Genomic DNA, 14,823 nt, shown 5'->3' on the forward strand with positions numbered 1-14,823 from the left:
GATATTGCTTCATGCCCGAAGCGCATTTCGGGCCTCATGCTCAGGCCAGGGTCGCGCCCGAGACCGTTGTGATGCCCTCGAACCGGTCTGGTGTATCGTTCAGGCGTCCGCGGGCCTCGCCGGAAAGCGCGTTCTCGTTGTCTCTCCACAGCGCGAGCGTGCCTTCCTTCCAGCACGAACCGGCGAAGGCCTTGGTCATGTCGGAGGCCTGCCCTTTGGCTATGACCAGGGCGCGGGTCTCACCACCGAACAGGTCTTCAAACATGTGGTCGGCCAGACCTTTGACCACGATGGCGGGCGGCGCCATGAAGAATTCGAATGTCGTGGCAAGCGCCTCGCTGCCGATCGGGCTGTCGGCCGCAGCCAGGGCCGGGCAGGAGCGCAAGACATCGTCCATGAATTCCAGCGCTCCGCCGCGCAGGGCATTCAGGGTGTGGCGCGCTTGGGGATGGGTGTCGGTCTCCAGCATGACCGGGCCGCTCTGGCCGTTCGCATCCATCGCGAAATGCGAGATGCTGCCATGCGTGGCCGACATCAGCAGTTCGAGCAACTGGACATAGCGCACCATCGGATCGTCAGGTGTGCCGCCGCTGGCAATGAAGGTGCTGTAGCGCAGACCCTTGCTCAACAGGGCCGATACCGCCGGCCAGGTGACGAAATAGAGTCCATCGATCGGCTTGCCGAGCATGTCGCTTAGATTGTGCTGCACCGTTCCGCGGTAGCCGATGTCGACAATCGCGGCGCCGTGCTGGTCCAGGCCGATCTGGCGCAGATAGGCGTCGTAGGCTTCGCGGTGATCGTCACAGCGCTGCTGGATGGTGGACGAGAGTTCCTTGATCACGCGATGCAGGTCGGCGTCCGTCCTCGCATCGCGGACGACACGATTGAGACGCGCCGGATCGATGGTCTTGATGTCCGCATCGGTCAGCAGCAGCCGGATTTGCAGGAACTGCCGGACAGGCATCGGATAATGGTCGATCGCCGCAATATCGAGCATGTCTTCCAGCGAGGTGACGCCGGCCGACCGGCAGACCTTGCGGGATGCGAGGAGGTAGGCGGTTTCGGGCAGCTCGGGATCGTGGCGGCGCAGCAGGTCGAACGCTTCCTTGAGGTAGAAGCCATCGCGCGCGGCAAAATAGAGCCGCTGGTATCCCAGGATCCGCGCCCGCCGGCCCAGCCACTGGGCGAAGGCTAGTAGCGCGGGGCCCAGCGCTTGCGCGCCATACATGCGCACGGCCCGGGCGGTGCGATCCGCCTCCATGCTGCCATGCAGCGTGCCTTCGCGATGGATGAGGTTGCCCGAGACCACCGACTTCCAGAAACCGTCGGTGCGCGCTGGGTCTGCCGCGAACCATTTCCCGAGTGCGGCCGAAGCCGTCATGGCATCGCTCTTCTGCAGCAAGAGCGCGTGCATGCCCTTGGATCGGGGCACGGAAACATCGGAGTGAGCATTGTCCCCGATATGGAGGATATGCTCGGGCGCGATGTCGAGCCGGTCGATCAAGTGGTCGAACATCGTGCCATAGTGCTTGGTGGCGCCGATTTCCGAAGAGACCAGCAGCCGATCAAAGCCGCTGATCCCTGCCTTGGCGACAATCGCTTCGACCGTCGCCTGCGGCATGTAGATGTCGCTCAGCAGATGGATGGGAAGCCCCCGGGCCTGTGCGGTTGCAAATAGCATGCCGCCGATCGCCTTGCGTTCGCACAGATCGATTTCGAGGGCGCACTCGGCGTCTGCCAGCGCAAGCGATTGTTCCAGCGGAATCCGCGCCAATCGCGCGAAGGCATCATAGATTTCCGCAATGGTCACTTCGCGCTCGCCGGCCAGCGCTCGGGCGTCGAGTTCGGCAGCCTTGCGCACGGCAACGAAATCCTCGCCGACAAAGCCTGCTTCGCGTGCCCGCGGGTCAAGGATGGCAAACACGGTTTCCGGCTTGCCGGTGCGTCGCTCCACCAGGGTATCGAAGATATCGAATGTCACGCACCGGGCATTTGCCGATGCCTTGAGGAATGCCGTGAGCGCGGCTTCTTCAGGGCGAGGCACACGGCAGTTGGCGCCGACGGCCGAGACAAGCAGGTTGGTGCGGCGGCGAGACGGCGCATTGAGCACCGACCACTCCTGCATAGCCGGGTCGCTGCCCATCTGCACATCGGGGTGCGGGCGGCGGCGCTCGAATTGCCCGTTCTCCAGGAAATGGGCCAGCGGCTCCACGGCACCGGCGATGTCGGGGTTGTTTTCCAGGTAATAGACAGGGTCGAACCGTGGCCCGGGCCAGTTGCCATGCGCGGCGCCAACGGTCTGGTAATGCAGCAAAGGATGGCGCTGGTCGAGGGCGTCGGACATGTAGCGTGTCCGGTACCAGTGCGTGTCAAAGAAAGCGTTGGGATTGCGGCCGTTTTCCCCATGGCCATAGACCATGTAGTGCATCATCGGCTCGATGCCCGCAGCGCGGATGTCCGGGTTGGCTTCCAGATAATGCCGGGGGTCGAAATAGGGGGAGGGCGTGCGCCCCTCTTTCCAGCCAAACATCACATAGTGCCAAAGTGGTTCTACATTTGCTTCGGCAACATCGGCGTTGTGCGAGAGATACCAACTCGGCGAAAAATAGGGGTTGGGTGCGTGCCCCTGGCGCCAGCCCGACTGGAGGTAGTGCTCCACCGGATCCTGATCTAGAAATCCGTCGAGATATGTATTTATGTAAAATGTAGTGTCAAAATAAGCGCTTGGCTGGCGAGCCTCGAAGCGGCCATGACGCTTGAAATGGACTTTGGGGTCCAGGCCTTCGGTAGCGACGTCGGGATACTGCGTCAGATACCAATCGTGGTCGAACAGCGGAAAATCTGCTGTAGTGCCAATCGCAGCACTTACCTTGGGTTCATTGCCCCGCGCGCGGTTTCCATCAATCCATCCACGAATACGGGAAATCGACGGTGCAATCTTGCGCGTTGCATCGGACAAATTCTTCGACGTCATACCGTTTCGTTACCCGAAAACTGTGATGGGGACATTTACGCACGCGGGGAGTTTGCGAATCATTTGGGGACAGAGCGAATCAACTGATCGAATACATCCAGCGCGAAGCCATGATGCCGCCGTCCTCTATGATCGCGGAACGCCCGTGGAACAGCCGCGTGTGCATGTCGCAGGCAGCGGATGCTCTCATGCAATTATGAACCAGTTTAACTAGATAGGATTATTGTGCAACGCAAAATTGCCGTGCTTGCCGTGTGCCAAAGGCAGCGTCATACCAGGCATCACCGGGGTCTGCCCAGGCGATGCGGGCCTTGTTAGATAAACCTTTGACAAAGCTTGAAACTCCATCGCTCATGGAGCCAACTCGCAGTCGCGCAACGCAAACAGAGAGGTGGCCGGCCAGAGTCGGTCCTCCACCAGCCTTTGCGCCTATAACACACTAAAAGACGTTGGGTTCCGGCGCTTTACTCTGCCTTGCCGCGAAATTTTGTAATACATTGTATCGCATGGGAAATTTTTCAGAATTTTTGCGTTTGCAGAAATTTTGCTGTATATCCGGCTTGACAGAAGCCGGCGGTTGAGAGCACCTGACCGCATTGCAGCATGCCTGATTTCATTCCTTCGCCGCGTTTGAAAAGTCAGGCTCTGGGCTTATAATCTGCCTGAAAATCTTGATCTTAGCCTCAGAAAATTGGTGGTTGTACGATGCGGCGCTGGTGTCATGGGACTCGCTCAGTGTGCAATGGCCGCTGGACTCGGCGGCGTCGCTCGGCGACTTCTGATTTAAACATCTGAAGGCCAAAAATATCATCTCGATTAAGAGTAAAAAATGCAGGTATTATCTTATGACATTCCCGGTGTCCGGCTATTCGTTCCTCGTCATATTGGCGACGATCGTGGCTATTTTGCCGAGACCTTTCGTCAGGATATTTTTGCAGAGCACTGCGGTGGCGCCGTTTTCTTGCAGGACAACGAGTCCATGAGTGTGCGCCCGGGCACTGTTCGTGGGCTGCACTTTCAAAGCGCGCCACACGCCCAGGGCAAGCTTGTACGCTGCACAGCGGGAGGTCTTTTTGACGTTGCTGTTGATATTCGGAATGGTTCGCCGACGTTTGGCCAGTGGGTCGCGGAGATGCTCACGCCTGGCAATGGCAAGCAGTTGTGGGTGCCGTCCGGCTTCGCCCATGGCTTCTGCACGCTCGAACCCGAGACGGTTATCGCCTATAAGGTGACGGATTATTATAGCGCCGAGTGCGACAAGGGGTTGTTGTGGAACGATCCTGCCTTGGCCATTGCCTGGCCCGATCTAGCCGATCCCGACACGCTGTCGGGCAAGGACAGGCGGCAGCCAAGGCTGGCCGAACTGCCCGCGTATTTCGGCATGGAATGCGCCGGCTAAGTTGTTGCATCCGTTTCGGAGCATTTTCTCATGCGCGTAATCGTTACCGGCGGTGCCGGCTTCATCGGATCGGCTCTTGTCCGGTTCCTTGTCCTGGAAAAGGGCTATGAGGTCCTGACCATCGATGCTTTGACCTATGCCGGGTGCGAGGCGTCGCTTCGTGCGGTTGAGGGCAGGCCGAACCATCGCTTCTTGCAGGCAGACATCCGTGACGGTGGCGCGATGGCAGCGGCGATCGGCGCGTTCAGGCCTGATCGCATCATGCACCTGGCGGCTGAAAGCCATGTCGATCGATCAATCACCGGAGCAGCGGATTTCATCCAGACCAACATGGTGGGAACGTTCGTTCTGCTGGAGGCGGCGCGCGCCTATTGGAACGATCTAGACAGCGCGGCCAAGGCTGCCTTCCGTTTCCTCCACGTGTCCACGGACGAGGTCTACGGCTCGCTCGGGGATGCCGGGCTGTTCACGGAAAGCACGTCGTACGATCCATCTTCCCCCTATTCCGCGTCGAAGGCGGCTTCGGATCACCTCGCCAAGGCCTGGCAGCGCACTTATGGGCTGCCAGTGGTGGTGTCCAATTGCTCCAACAACTATGGCCCTTACCACTTCCCCGAGAAGCTCATTCCGCTGACCATTCTCAACGTCCTGGAAGGCCAGCAACTGCCGGTATACGGCAAGGGTGAGAACGTGCGGGACTGGCTCTATGTGGAAGACCACGCCCGCGCGCTGGACCTGATCATCGCGCGCGGCCGGGTGGGGGAAACCTACAACGTTGGCGGTCGCAACGAGCGGCGCAACATCGACGTTGTGCGGCGGATTTGCGCGGTGCTTGATCGCCTGGTGCCGGGGGAGGCACCGCGTGAAGACCTGGTTGCCTTCGTAACGGATCGCCCCGGACACGATGCCCGCTATGCAATCGATGCCACCAAGTTGGAAATCGAACTGGGCTGGCGCGCGCAGGAAACGTTCGACAGCGGGATCGAAAAGACCGTGCAATGGTATCTCGACAACGCATGGTGGTGGCGCCCCTTGCGCGATCGCTACGACGGCGCGCGTCTGGGCCTTGAAAGCAAGTCGAAGGTGGGTGCATGAGAATTGCGGTCACGGGCCGCTCCGGCCAGGTCGTGACAAGCCTGATCGAGCGCGGCGCGGTTGCCGGGCACGAGATCGTGCCGCTCGGGCGGCCCGAACTGGACCTGGGTGATCCGGATTCCGTTCACCACACTATTGCTGCCTGCGCGCCCGATTTGGTCGTGTCGGCGGCAGCCTACACAGCTGTGGACAAGGCGGAAAGCGAACCCGAACTGGCCTTTGCCGTCAACGCCCAGGGAGCGGGGGCCGTGGCTCGCGCGGCGGCGGCGTGCAATGCTCCGGTGATCCACCTTTCTACCGACTACGTGTTCGATGGCCTGCTTGGACGGCCCTACGCGGAAGGTGACCCGACCGGCCCGACCGGGGTCTATGGCGCGTCCAAGCTGGCGGGCGAAACCGCCGTCCTGGATGGCCACCCCGGTCAGGCAACCGTGCTGCGGGTCGCCTGGGTCTACAGTCCGTTCGGTGGTAATTTCGTCAAGACGATGCTGCGCCTGGCCGCCGATCGCGACGAGATCGGCGTGGTGGCCGATCAGATCGGCAACCCGACCAGCGCGCTGGACATTGCCGATGGCGTGCTGACAGTGGCGGACAATCTTGTGCGCCGTGCGGACCCTGGCCTGCGCGGTGTGTTTCACATGACGGCCGCCGGCGAGGCAAGCTGGGCCGAGTTCGCCGAAGCCATCTTTGCCGCATCGCCCCCTCTTGACGGCCCACAGGCCCGTGTGCGGCCGATCGCCACGCAAGATTACCCTACGCCCGCCCGGCGACCGGCCAATTCCCGCCTGGACAGCCGGCTGCTCGCCCAGGTGCATGGCGTGGCTCTGCCGTCATGGCGGGATTCGATGAACACTGTGGTTGGCCGCCTGCTCAGGGCCTGACGGCAGGGGCCACCAACTCGAACAAGGAAGCGATGGCATGAAGGGTATCATTCTGGCGGGGGGGAGCGGGACCCGGCTCTATCCCATGACGCTGGCCACTTCCAAGCAGCTCATGTCGGTCTATGACAAGCCGATGATCTACTATCCGCTCAGCACCCTGATGCTCGCGGGCATTCGCGAGGTGCTGATCATCTCCACGCCGCGCGACCTTCCCGCGTTTCGGGCGCTGCTGGGCGATGGAGCGCAATGGGGCATGCAGCTCGAATATGCGGAGCAGCCCAGCCCGGACGGACTGGCGCAAGCCTATGTGATCGGCGCAGACTTTGTGAGCGGCCAGCCATCGGCGCTCGTTCTGGGCGATAACATCTTCTATGGCCATGGCTTGCCCGCGCTGCTGGCATCCGCCTCATCGCGCCAGCGTGGAGCCAGTGTCTTTGCCTATCACGTGTCCGATCCGGAGCGGTACGGCGTAGTCTCGTTCGACACCGACATGAAAGCCATTTCGATTGAGGAAAAGCCGGTGCAGCCGCAGTCCAATTGGGCAGTCACCGGGCTCTACTTCTATGATGCGCAAGTCGTCGACATTGCCGCTGACCTCAAGCCGTCGGCCCGTGGCGAGCTGGAGATCACCGACGTCAATCGGGTCTATCTCGAGCGCGGCGAACTCTCGGTGGAGATCATGGGGCGGGGCTATGCGTGGCTCGACACCGGAACCCCGGACAGCCTGCTCGATGCGGCGGAATATGTGCGAATCCTGGAAAAGCGGCAGGGTTTCAAGATCGCCAGCCCGGAAGAGATCGCGTTCCGCAGCGGGTTCATCGATGCGGCCGGCCTGGAAAGGGCGATCGATAAGCTGGGCAAATCGGATTATGGGCGCTACTTGCGCACCGTATTGTCAGGGCGTGGCGCGCGGTGACCGGCGCGGCGCCCCCCCGTCGATTGATCGATGCCATGGGTCGGCGCGGCCTATCTTGCGGAATTCGTTGATGAAGCTCCATAGTTCCCTTTTCCTTGGCTCCACCTTGCTGCTGGGTGCCTGCGCAACTCTGCCTTCGAGCGGCCCGACGGCAGGGCAGGTGACTAAGAGCGCGGCCACGGAAGCGCAGCTTGGCCTCACGCTGGTGGAAGTGGATACGGCAGCGGCCGTACCACCGCCGCCGCGCGAGCCCGAGGCGCAGCTGATGGATCGCCCGCCGCCGCCGACCGACATGATCGGGCCGGGCGACGTGCTCAACGTTGCGATTTACGAGGCCGGAGTGACCTTATTTTCCAACGCGCCAGGCGCGGCCGGTGCCGCCATGGCCGGTGGCGGCATGGACACCGGTGCACGCGCCCAGACGCTGCCGGAACTGCGTGTAGACGACAACGGCGACATCACGCTGCCCTATGCCGGCAAATTGCGCGTGCTGGGCGAAACCCCGGCCGAGATCGAGCAACAGATCCGCCTGGCCCTGCGCGGCTATTCGCAGAATCCGCAGGTGTTGGTCACGCGGCGGTCGGTCATCACCAATTCTGTGATGGTGGGCGGCGAAGTGGCCAAGCCCGGGCGCCTCGTGCTCGACACCAATCGCGAATCCCTGTCAGACGTGGTGGCGATGGCCGGCGGCTATCGCGGCAAGGCGAGCGATATCGTCATGCGGATCAAGCGCCGGGACGAGACCGCGAACTACCGCCTCAGCACGCTCTTGGAAGATCCCGCGATCGATGTGCGGGCCTATCCGGGCGATCGCCTCACTCTGATTTACGATCCGATGTCGTTCTCGGTGCTGGGCGCGGCCGGCCGGATGGAGCAGATCCCGTTCGCCACCGCGTCGATGACCCTAGCGCAGGCGATTTCCGCCGCAGGCGGGCCGAACCCCAACCTTGGCGATCCGGCGGCCATCTTCGTGTTCCGCTATGTCGATGATCCGGCCAACGCGGGCCAGCGCAAGCCTATGGTCTACCATATCAACATGATGCGCACGGGCAGCTATTTCCTGGCGCAGAACTTCTGGATGCAGAACAAGGATGTGCTGTACTTCGGCAATGCCCGCGCCAACCAACCGAGCAAGGTCATCCAGTTGATCAGCCAGCTGTTCTCGCCAGTGGTTGCGGTGACCAGCGCGGTTTCCGTGGTCAAGAACTGATAGTTTGCGCATGTGCGGCCATTCGAGCCGTGCGTGCGCAGACAGTCACCCCTGCTTCACCACCGAGTCGATCGCCAGCAGCCGTTTCCACAGTTCCTCGAAATCGGCCAGGGGCAAGGCGTTGGGGCCGTCGGACAGGGCCTTGTCGGGATCGGGGTGGGTTTCCATGAATACCCCGGCCACGCCCGCCGCCACTGCCGCGCGGGCCAGCAGGGGCACGAATTCGCGTTGGCCGCCCGAGCGTTCGCCCAGGCCGCCGGGTTGCTGGACCGAGTGCGTCGCATCGAACACCACCGGGCAGCCGGTCTGGGCCATGATCGCCAGGCCGCGCATGTCGGACACCAGAGTGTTGTAGCCGAACGAGGTGCCCCGTTCGCACAGCAGGAAAGCGTCGGGATCATGCCCGGCGGCGGTGGCCGCGTTGCGCGCCTTGTTGACCACCTGCTGCATGTCGGCCGGGGCCATGAACTGGGCCTTCTTGATGTTGACCGGCTTGCCGCTGGCAGCCACCGCTGCGATGAAATCGGTCTGCCGCGCGAGGAAGGCGGGCGTCTGCAACACGTCGACCACTTCGGCCACGGCGCTGACCTGGCTAGCCTCGTGCACGTCGGTGATGACCGGCAGGCCGGTCTCGCGGCGCACTTTTTCCAGGATGCGCAGGCCTTCGTCCATGCCCAGGCCGCGGAACGATTTGTCGGAACTGCGGTTTGCCTTGTCGAAGGAAGCCTTGAAAATGAGCATCAACCCCAGGCGTTGCGCGATCGTTGCCAGCGTTTCGGCGATGGAAAACGTCATTTCCTCGCTTTCTATGACGCATGGTCCCGCAATTGCGAATAGAGGGGAAGTGGGATGAATCTCATGTCCGCAAAGGTTCATATGTGAGGGCTCGCCTGCCAGAATGGAGCAACATTTACTTTCATTCCGGACCAATTTTATCGGTTCGGGTGAACCAGGTGGATGGGCAACCCTTGGCCGGTATTGAAAAATCTGGCAACACCTTGTCGACAAAACGACAGCTGCATGCCCAGCGCCGAAGGACATCATGTGCATTTTAGAAAACTTCAGGCGGATATGTCCAGCAAGCTGATCGACGTGCGCTATGCTGCATCTGCACTCAAAACCATCGACATCGAGCTGGATGCCTTGCAGACCTTGCGCAGTGCCTTGCGCGCGCCCGAACTGCGCCGCTCGGTAGAGCTGGCGATCGAGGCGTTGGCAACCACGCGGGGCCAGGTGGTGGTCACGGGCATGGGCAAGAGCGGGCATATTGCGCGCAAGATCGCCGCGACGATGCGGTCCACTGGAACTTCGGCGGTCTATCTCCATCCGGGCGAAGCGAGCCATGGGGACCTGGGGCTCATCACGCCCGACGACGTGGTGCTGGCGATCACATGGTCTGGCGAGACGAGCGAGTTGGGCGACGTTTTCCGCTATTGCAACCAGTATGGCGTGAAACTGATCGTGGCCACGTCGTTCCCCGACAGCACGGCCGGGCGCGCGGCGGACATCTGCCTGTCGATGCCGCCAGTGCGCGAGGCTTGCCCCAATGAATTGGCGCCCACGTCGTCCACCACCCTGCAACTGGTGCTGGGCGATGCACTGGCCGTGGCCCTGATCGAGGCGCGCGGGTTTACCTCCACCGATTTCCGCGTATTCCATCCCGGTGGCAAGCTGGGTGCACAACTGTGCACGGTGGGGGAAATCATGGGCACCGGCGATTCGATCCCGAAAGTGGGCAGCGACGCTTCGTTGACCAGCGCGACGATCGAGATGAGCCGCAAGCGCTATGGCTGCACTGCCGTGGTGGACCAGAACGAGCGGCTGATCGGGGCGTTTACCGATGGAGATCTGCGCCGTTGCATTGCCGCCTACGATCTGAACGACAACATCGGCCTGCACATGTCGCCCAATCCGCTGAGCGTCACGCCCGATACCCTGGCGTCTGATGCCCTGCGCATATTGAACGACAACGCCGTCTCGGTGCTGTTCGTGGTGGACGGCGAGCGGCTTGCCGGCATCGTCCACATCCATGACATCGTCAGGGCGGGTGCTGCCTGACCGGCACGGCCATGTCTTCCCCGGCCCAGGCCCTGATCGTGGTTCCGGCGCGCTTTGGTTCCAAGCGTTTGCCGGGCAAGCCCTTGCTGCCTATCGCCGGCCGAACTTTGCTGGAACGCGTCCATGCGGTGGCGCAGGCCGCAGCAGCCCTGGTCAATGATTGTAGCGTTGTGGTGGCTACGGACGACGCCCGCATAGCCGATCATGCCCGTGCCATCGGCGCGGCCGTGGTGCTGACCGACCCGGCGCTCGATTCCGGCTCTGCCCGCGCCTATGCCGCTGCCATGGCGCAGCCCCAGCGCCCCGATCTGGTGATCAACCTGCAGGGGGACGCGCCGTTCGTTCCGCCCGCCGTGGTTGCTGGCTTGGTTGCGGAACTGCGCGATGGCGAGGCCGATGTGGCGACGCCGGTCTATCGGCTCGATTGGGCGCGGCTCGACCGCTTGCGCCAGCACAAGGTGACGGCCCCGTTCAGCGGCACGACGTGCGTTCGCGATGCGCAAGGCCGGGCCTTGTGGTTTTCCAAGACGATCCTGCCCGCAATGCGCGATGAAGACCGGCTGCGCGCCAGCCAGTCAATGTCGCCGGTGTGGCAACACCTGGGCCTTTATGGCTATCGCCTGGCGGCACTCGAATGGTTTGCCCGCGCGCCGCAAAGCCCGGTCGAACTGCTCGAGGGGCTGGAGCAACTGCGCTTCCTGGAAGCGGGGCGGACGATCGCCACGATTGCGGTCGATCCGCCGCTTCATGCCATGTCGGGCATCGATACCCCGGCAGACCTGGCCCTGGCCGAGGCCGCCATTGCGCGGTTGGGCGATCCGTTTCCGACATGACATCGCCCGCTGCAAGATTCGTGATCGTGCGCCATGGCAATACCTTTGCCGCCGGCGAACCGCCGCGCCGGATCGGCGCGCGCACCGATCTGCCGCTGACCGCGGCGGGGGAAACGCAGGCGGCGGTGCTCGGCCGGCATTTCGCCCAGGAGGGCTGGCACTTCGCGCAAGTGCTGGTTTCACCCTTGCTGCGCACCCGTGCGACCGCCGCGGCGATCATCGCGCATCAGCCCGGCGGTGAAGCCCTGGTGGCCCAGCCGTGCGAATGGTTGCGCGAGATCGACCATGGGCCGGACGAGAACCAGAGCGAGGAGAGCGTCGTCGCGCGCATTGGCGCCGATGCGCTATCTGCCTGGGATGAACGCGCCATGCCGCCGCCTGGATGGATCGTCGATGGCGTGCGGCGCCTGGCCGCCTGGCGCGCTTTCCTCAAAGAGGCACAAGGCGACGTGCTGCTGGTCACTAGCAATGGCGTCGCGCGCTTCGCCTTGCTCGCCGCCGGAGCGGGGGCTGGCCAATCGCTCAAGCTCGCGACGGGCGCCTATGGTGTGATCCGTCGTGATGCTGGGGATGTGCTTCATATCGAAAGCTGGGGCATCCGGCCATGAGCGGGGTGCCATTGCTGCGCGCGCCGCCCTTTCCCTGGGCGGACGCGACGGTTGCGCTGCCACAGGTGTCGTCAGTGGGCATGGACGGGCCCTTGCCGGTGTCGCGGGCCCAGTTTGCCGATCTGCGCGCGGCGCGGGTGGGTGGCTGTTTCTGGGCGCCGCCGGTCGTCGGGGATGACCCGATCGCGGTGGTGCTGCGGCCCGGTAGCGCGGCCGAAGTTGCCGCCCTCCTTGCCTATGATGAAGATGGGGCTGCGCTGTGGCTTGTGCCGCAATCGCCGGCCGGGTGTGGCCATGTGCTGGCCGGGCGCAACATGCAGCCGGACGCGGTGGACCCGTGGTCGGTGCTGGATCGCGCGCGGTTGCTGGTGGCCCATGGCGACGATGAGTGGATCGCACTGGCCCGCATCGCCGGCGTTGCCGTGAAGGTGCTTTCGCCGGGCCGGTTTGGCGCGCCGGGCGACAGCGCCGATGCGCTCGACGCGCGGGCGGCGTTGGCGTTGGCGCAGGCGCACTATCGCGACCCGTTTGGCGGTGGGGCCACGGGCCTTGCCGAAACGATCGATCTGTTGGCGACTTGGCGCGCCGCGCTGGATGGCAATCGGTCGATCGCCGTGGCCAGCGGCATGGCTTGGTGGAAGAAGGCGGAGATCCGCCGTTTCCTCTGGCACCCAGCGCGCCCCTTGCGCTTTGCCCGCACCCCGGCGCGCGCCCTGGCGCTGGCCGAGCGGGCTGGCGCAGCCGTGGCGATCTGGCCATCGCGCGTTTCGCCGGGCCTGATTGCCCAAGCCCGGCAGCAGGGCGTGCCGCTGGTGCGGGTGGAGGACGGCTTCGTACGCTCGGTGGGGCTGGGGGTGGATCTGGTGCCACCATCGTCGGTCGTGGTCGATGCGCTGGGCATTCATTTCGATCCCGCCGGGCCCAGCGACCTGGAAGCGGTGCTGGCCAATGCAGCCTTTTCGCCGCGCCTGCTGGCGCGGGCACGGGCGTTGCGCGAAACGATCGTGGCCGCCGGGATCAGCAAGTATGCGGCCGATACCCAGGCCCCCGTGCCACCGCGCGCCGTGCCGGGGCGGCGACTGGTGCTGGTGCCGGGGCAAGTGGAAGACGACATGTCGGTGCGGGCCGGCGGGCATGGCCTGGCTTCCAACCTGGAACTGGTGCGCCGCGCCCGCCTGGCCGAACCCGACGCGGAGATCTGGTTTCGGCCCCATCCTGATGTCGATGCCGGGCATCGCAAGGGCGCCGTGCCAGACGCGCAAGTGCTCGCCCATGCCGATCGCGTGGTGCGGGGCGGGGGCATGGCGCCGCTGCTCGATGCCGTCGATGCGGTGCATGTGCTGACCTCGCTCGCCGGTTTCGAAGCGCTGCTGCGCGGGCGCGAGGTGGTGTGCCACGGCACGCCGTTCTATGCCGGCTGGGGACTGACGCGTGACCTGGCGCCGGTGCCCGATCGGCGCGGCCGGGCGCTGTCGCTCGATGCGCTCGTGGCTGGCGTGCTGATCCTCTATCCGCGCTATCTCGATCCGGTGACCGGTTTGCCCTGTCCGCCCGAAGTGCTGGTGGGCCGCATGGCTGGCGCGCGGGCCACCAATCGCCTGCGCTGGATCGCGCCCTTGCGCCGCATCCAGGGCAGGCTCATGGCGGCGCTGCGATGACCCAGATGATCCTTGACGTTTCCCGGCTGATTTCCCGCATGCATTATTCCACCCCGTCCGGGGTCGATCGGGTGGAAATGGCCTATGCGCGAGGCTTGCTCGCGCGCTTGGGCGAGGGGCTGGCGTTTGCTGCGGTTCACCCCACCGGCCTCTATGGCCGCCTGCGCCGCAGCGCCATCCTGCCCTATCTGGACGAATTGGAGCGGCGCTGGTCGAGCGAGGAGAACGGGCCCGAGCGGCGCTCGGTGGTGTCCAACCTGCCGCAACTGTTCCAGCTTCTGCCACAGCGTCCGGCGGGCAGGGGGCAAAAGTCGGTCTATATCCAGGTTTCGCCGCACCATCTTGCCAAGGTGGCCAAGATCCGGCGCATCCTGGACCGGGAAAATGCGCAGTTCGCCTGCCTGGTGCACGATCTTATTCCCATCGAATTTCCCGAATATGCCCGGCCCGATGGCGCGGCACTGCATCGCCGCAGGATCGAGGCGGTGACCAGCCTGGCCGATCTCGTGATCGTCAATTCCGCGGCGACCGGCCGCGCCATGCAGCCGTGGATCGACCGGTCGGGCCGATCCATCGCCATGGCCGTGGCGCTGCTGGGCACCGTGCCGATGGTCCCCACCGCGCCATGGCAGGGTGACGGGCGCCCCTATTTCGTGTGCCTGGGCACGATCGAGCCGCGCAAGAATCACCTTCTCCTTCTGCACATCTGGCGCCATCTGGCAGAAACCCTGCCAGCGGGCCGCGTGCCCAAGCTGGTGATCATCGGGCGGCGCGGCTGGGAAAACGAACAGGTGGTGGACCTGCTGGAACGCTGCCCGGCGCTCGATGGCCATGTCGAGGAACTGAGTGGCTGCCCGGATCGCCAGCTTTCCGCCGTGCTGCGCGGCGCCAAAGGACTGCTGATGCCTTCGTTTGCCGAAGGCTATGGCATGCCGGTGGCCGAGGCGCTTTCGGTCGGCACGCCCGCGCTATGCAGCGATATCCCCGCCTTGCGCGAAGTGGGCGGGGCCGTGGCGGACTATCTCGATCCGCTCGATGGTCCGGCCTGGGTCAGGGCCATTGTCGATTTTGCCGGCGATGGCCCGATGCGGCAGGCGCAGTTGCAGCGCATCCCCGCCTGGCACAATCCCACCTGGGACGAACATCTCGATACGGTGGTGACGGCGCTGGCGGGCCTGGAGCGCTGATCGA

The 14,823-nt window shown here is 64.0% G+C and carries 12 protein-coding genes; 10 read left to right on the top strand and 2 right to left on the bottom strand.

Annotation, left to right across the window (positions count from 1 at the left end; genetic code table 11):
* Nucleotides 1-40: 40 nt before the first annotated feature.
* The gene (locus tag FHT19_RS01775; RefSeq protein WP_169473623.1) at nt 41-2,530 is read right to left on the bottom strand and encodes an HAD-IA family hydrolase; all 2,490 of its coding nucleotides are present in this window, start codon (nt 2,528-2,530) and stop codon (nt 41-43) included.
* 1,273 nt (nt 2,531-3,803) lie between these two features.
* On the opposite strand from FHT19_RS01775, the gene rfbC reads away from it, so the two are divergent.
* The 5 genes from rfbC (at nt 3,804) to FHT19_RS01800 (ending at nt 8,475) form a co-directional block, all read left to right on the top strand.
* On the top strand, nt 3,804-4,373 hold the full coding sequence (rfbC, locus tag FHT19_RS01780; RefSeq protein ID WP_169473625.1) for a dTDP-4-dehydrorhamnose 3,5-epimerase: 570 nt from the start codon (nt 3,804-3,806) through the stop codon (nt 4,371-4,373).
* Between the two features lie 30 nt (nt 4,374-4,403).
* The gene (rfbB, locus tag FHT19_RS01785) at nt 4,404-5,468 is read left to right on the top strand and encodes a dTDP-glucose 4,6-dehydratase (RefSeq protein WP_169473627.1); all 1,065 of its coding nucleotides are present in this window, start codon (nt 4,404-4,406) and stop codon (nt 5,466-5,468) included.
* Nucleotides 5,465-6,349, top strand: a complete 885-nt coding sequence (gene rfbD, locus FHT19_RS01790; protein WP_169473629.1) for a dTDP-4-dehydrorhamnose reductase — start codon at nt 5,465-5,467, stop codon at nt 6,347-6,349. The genes rfbB and rfbD overlap by 4 nt, the downstream gene beginning before the upstream one ends.
* Before the next feature lie 37 nt (nt 6,350-6,386).
* Nucleotides 6,387-7,265, top strand: a complete 879-nt coding sequence (rfbA, locus tag FHT19_RS01795) for a glucose-1-phosphate thymidylyltransferase RfbA (protein WP_169473631.1) — start codon at nt 6,387-6,389, stop codon at nt 7,263-7,265.
* 160 nt (nt 7,266-7,425) lie between these two features.
* Entirely contained in the window at nt 7,426-8,475 is a 1,050-nt protein-coding gene (locus FHT19_RS01800; RefSeq protein WP_348981768.1) for a polysaccharide biosynthesis/export family protein, read from the top strand.
* 45 nt (nt 8,476-8,520) lie between these two features.
* Here the strand turns inward: FHT19_RS01800 and kdsA are convergent, their stop codons facing one another.
* Nucleotides 8,521-9,351 carry a 3-deoxy-8-phosphooctulonate synthase gene (kdsA, locus tag FHT19_RS01805; protein ID WP_169473635.1) on the bottom strand — a complete coding sequence of 277 codons (831 nt, stop codon included), beginning with the start codon at nt 9,349-9,351 and terminating at the stop codon, nt 8,521-8,523.
* 195 nt (nt 9,352-9,546) lie between these two features.
* On the opposite strand from kdsA, the gene FHT19_RS01810 reads away from it, so the two are divergent.
* Genes FHT19_RS01810 through FHT19_RS01830 form a run of 5 tightly spaced genes read left to right on the top strand, consistent with a single transcriptional unit; the run spans nt 9,547 to nt 14,819 of the window.
* Entirely contained in the window at nt 9,547-10,533 is a 987-nt protein-coding gene (locus FHT19_RS01810) for a KpsF/GutQ family sugar-phosphate isomerase (protein ID WP_169473637.1), read from the top strand.
* An 11-nt stretch (nt 10,534-10,544) separates the two neighbouring features.
* The gene (locus tag FHT19_RS01815) at nt 10,545-11,366 is read left to right on the top strand and encodes a manno-octulosonate cytidylyltransferase (RefSeq protein WP_169473639.1); all 822 of its coding nucleotides are present in this window, start codon (nt 10,545-10,547) and stop codon (nt 11,364-11,366) included.
* Nucleotides 11,363-11,974, top strand: a complete 612-nt coding sequence (locus tag FHT19_RS01820; RefSeq protein ID WP_169473641.1) for a phosphoglycerate mutase family protein — start codon at nt 11,363-11,365, stop codon at nt 11,972-11,974. The genes FHT19_RS01815 and FHT19_RS01820 overlap by 4 nt, the downstream gene beginning before the upstream one ends.
* Nucleotides 11,971-13,632: a beta-3-deoxy-D-manno-oct-2-ulosonic acid transferase gene (locus tag FHT19_RS01825; RefSeq protein WP_169473643.1), complete on the top strand. Its 1,662-nt coding sequence runs from the start codon at nt 11,971-11,973 to the stop codon at nt 13,630-13,632. Before FHT19_RS01820 ends, FHT19_RS01825 begins: the two co-directional genes overlap by 4 nt.
* Nucleotides 13,629-14,819: a glycosyltransferase family 1 protein gene (locus tag FHT19_RS01830; RefSeq protein WP_169473645.1), complete on the top strand. Its 1,191-nt coding sequence runs from the start codon at nt 13,629-13,631 to the stop codon at nt 14,817-14,819. The genes FHT19_RS01825 and FHT19_RS01830 overlap by 4 nt, the downstream gene beginning before the upstream one ends.
* Nucleotides 14,820-14,823 lie beyond the last annotated feature (4 nt).

The sequence above is a fragment of the Novosphingobium sp. SG919 genome (genome assembly GCF_012932495.1).
In the GTDB taxonomy this organism is placed as follows: domain Bacteria; phylum Pseudomonadota; class Alphaproteobacteria; order Sphingomonadales; family Sphingomonadaceae; genus Novosphingobium; species Novosphingobium rhizosphaerae.

Coding starts and splice junctions, on each gene's coding strand:
- FHT19_RS01775 (WP_169473623.1), bottom strand. CDS start 2,530: ATGTTTGGCTGGAAAGAGGGGCGCACGCCCTCCCCCTATTTCGACCCC.
- rfbC (WP_169473625.1), top strand. CDS start 3,804: ATGCAGGTATTATCTTATGACATTCCCGGTGTCCGGCTATTCGTTCCT.
- rfbB (WP_169473627.1), top strand. CDS start 4,404: ATGCGCGTAATCGTTACCGGCGGTGCCGGCTTCATCGGATCGGCTCTT.
- rfbD (WP_169473629.1), top strand. CDS start 5,465: ATGAGAATTGCGGTCACGGGCCGCTCCGGCCAGGTCGTGACAAGCCTG.
- rfbA (WP_169473631.1), top strand. CDS start 6,387: ATGAAGGGTATCATTCTGGCGGGGGGGAGCGGGACCCGGCTCTATCCC.
- kdsA (WP_169473635.1), bottom strand. CDS start 9,351: ATGAACCTTTGCGGACATGAGATTCATCCCACTTCCCCTCTATTCGCA.
- FHT19_RS01810 (WP_169473637.1), top strand. CDS start 9,547: ATGTCCAGCAAGCTGATCGACGTGCGCTATGCTGCATCTGCACTCAAA.
- FHT19_RS01815 (WP_169473639.1), top strand. CDS start 10,545: ATGTCTTCCCCGGCCCAGGCCCTGATCGTGGTTCCGGCGCGCTTTGGT.
- FHT19_RS01820 (WP_169473641.1), top strand. CDS start 11,363: ATGACATCGCCCGCTGCAAGATTCGTGATCGTGCGCCATGGCAATACC.
- FHT19_RS01825 (WP_169473643.1), top strand. CDS start 11,971: ATGAGCGGGGTGCCATTGCTGCGCGCGCCGCCCTTTCCCTGGGCGGAC.
- FHT19_RS01830 (WP_169473645.1), top strand. CDS start 13,629: ATGACCCAGATGATCCTTGACGTTTCCCGGCTGATTTCCCGCATGCAT.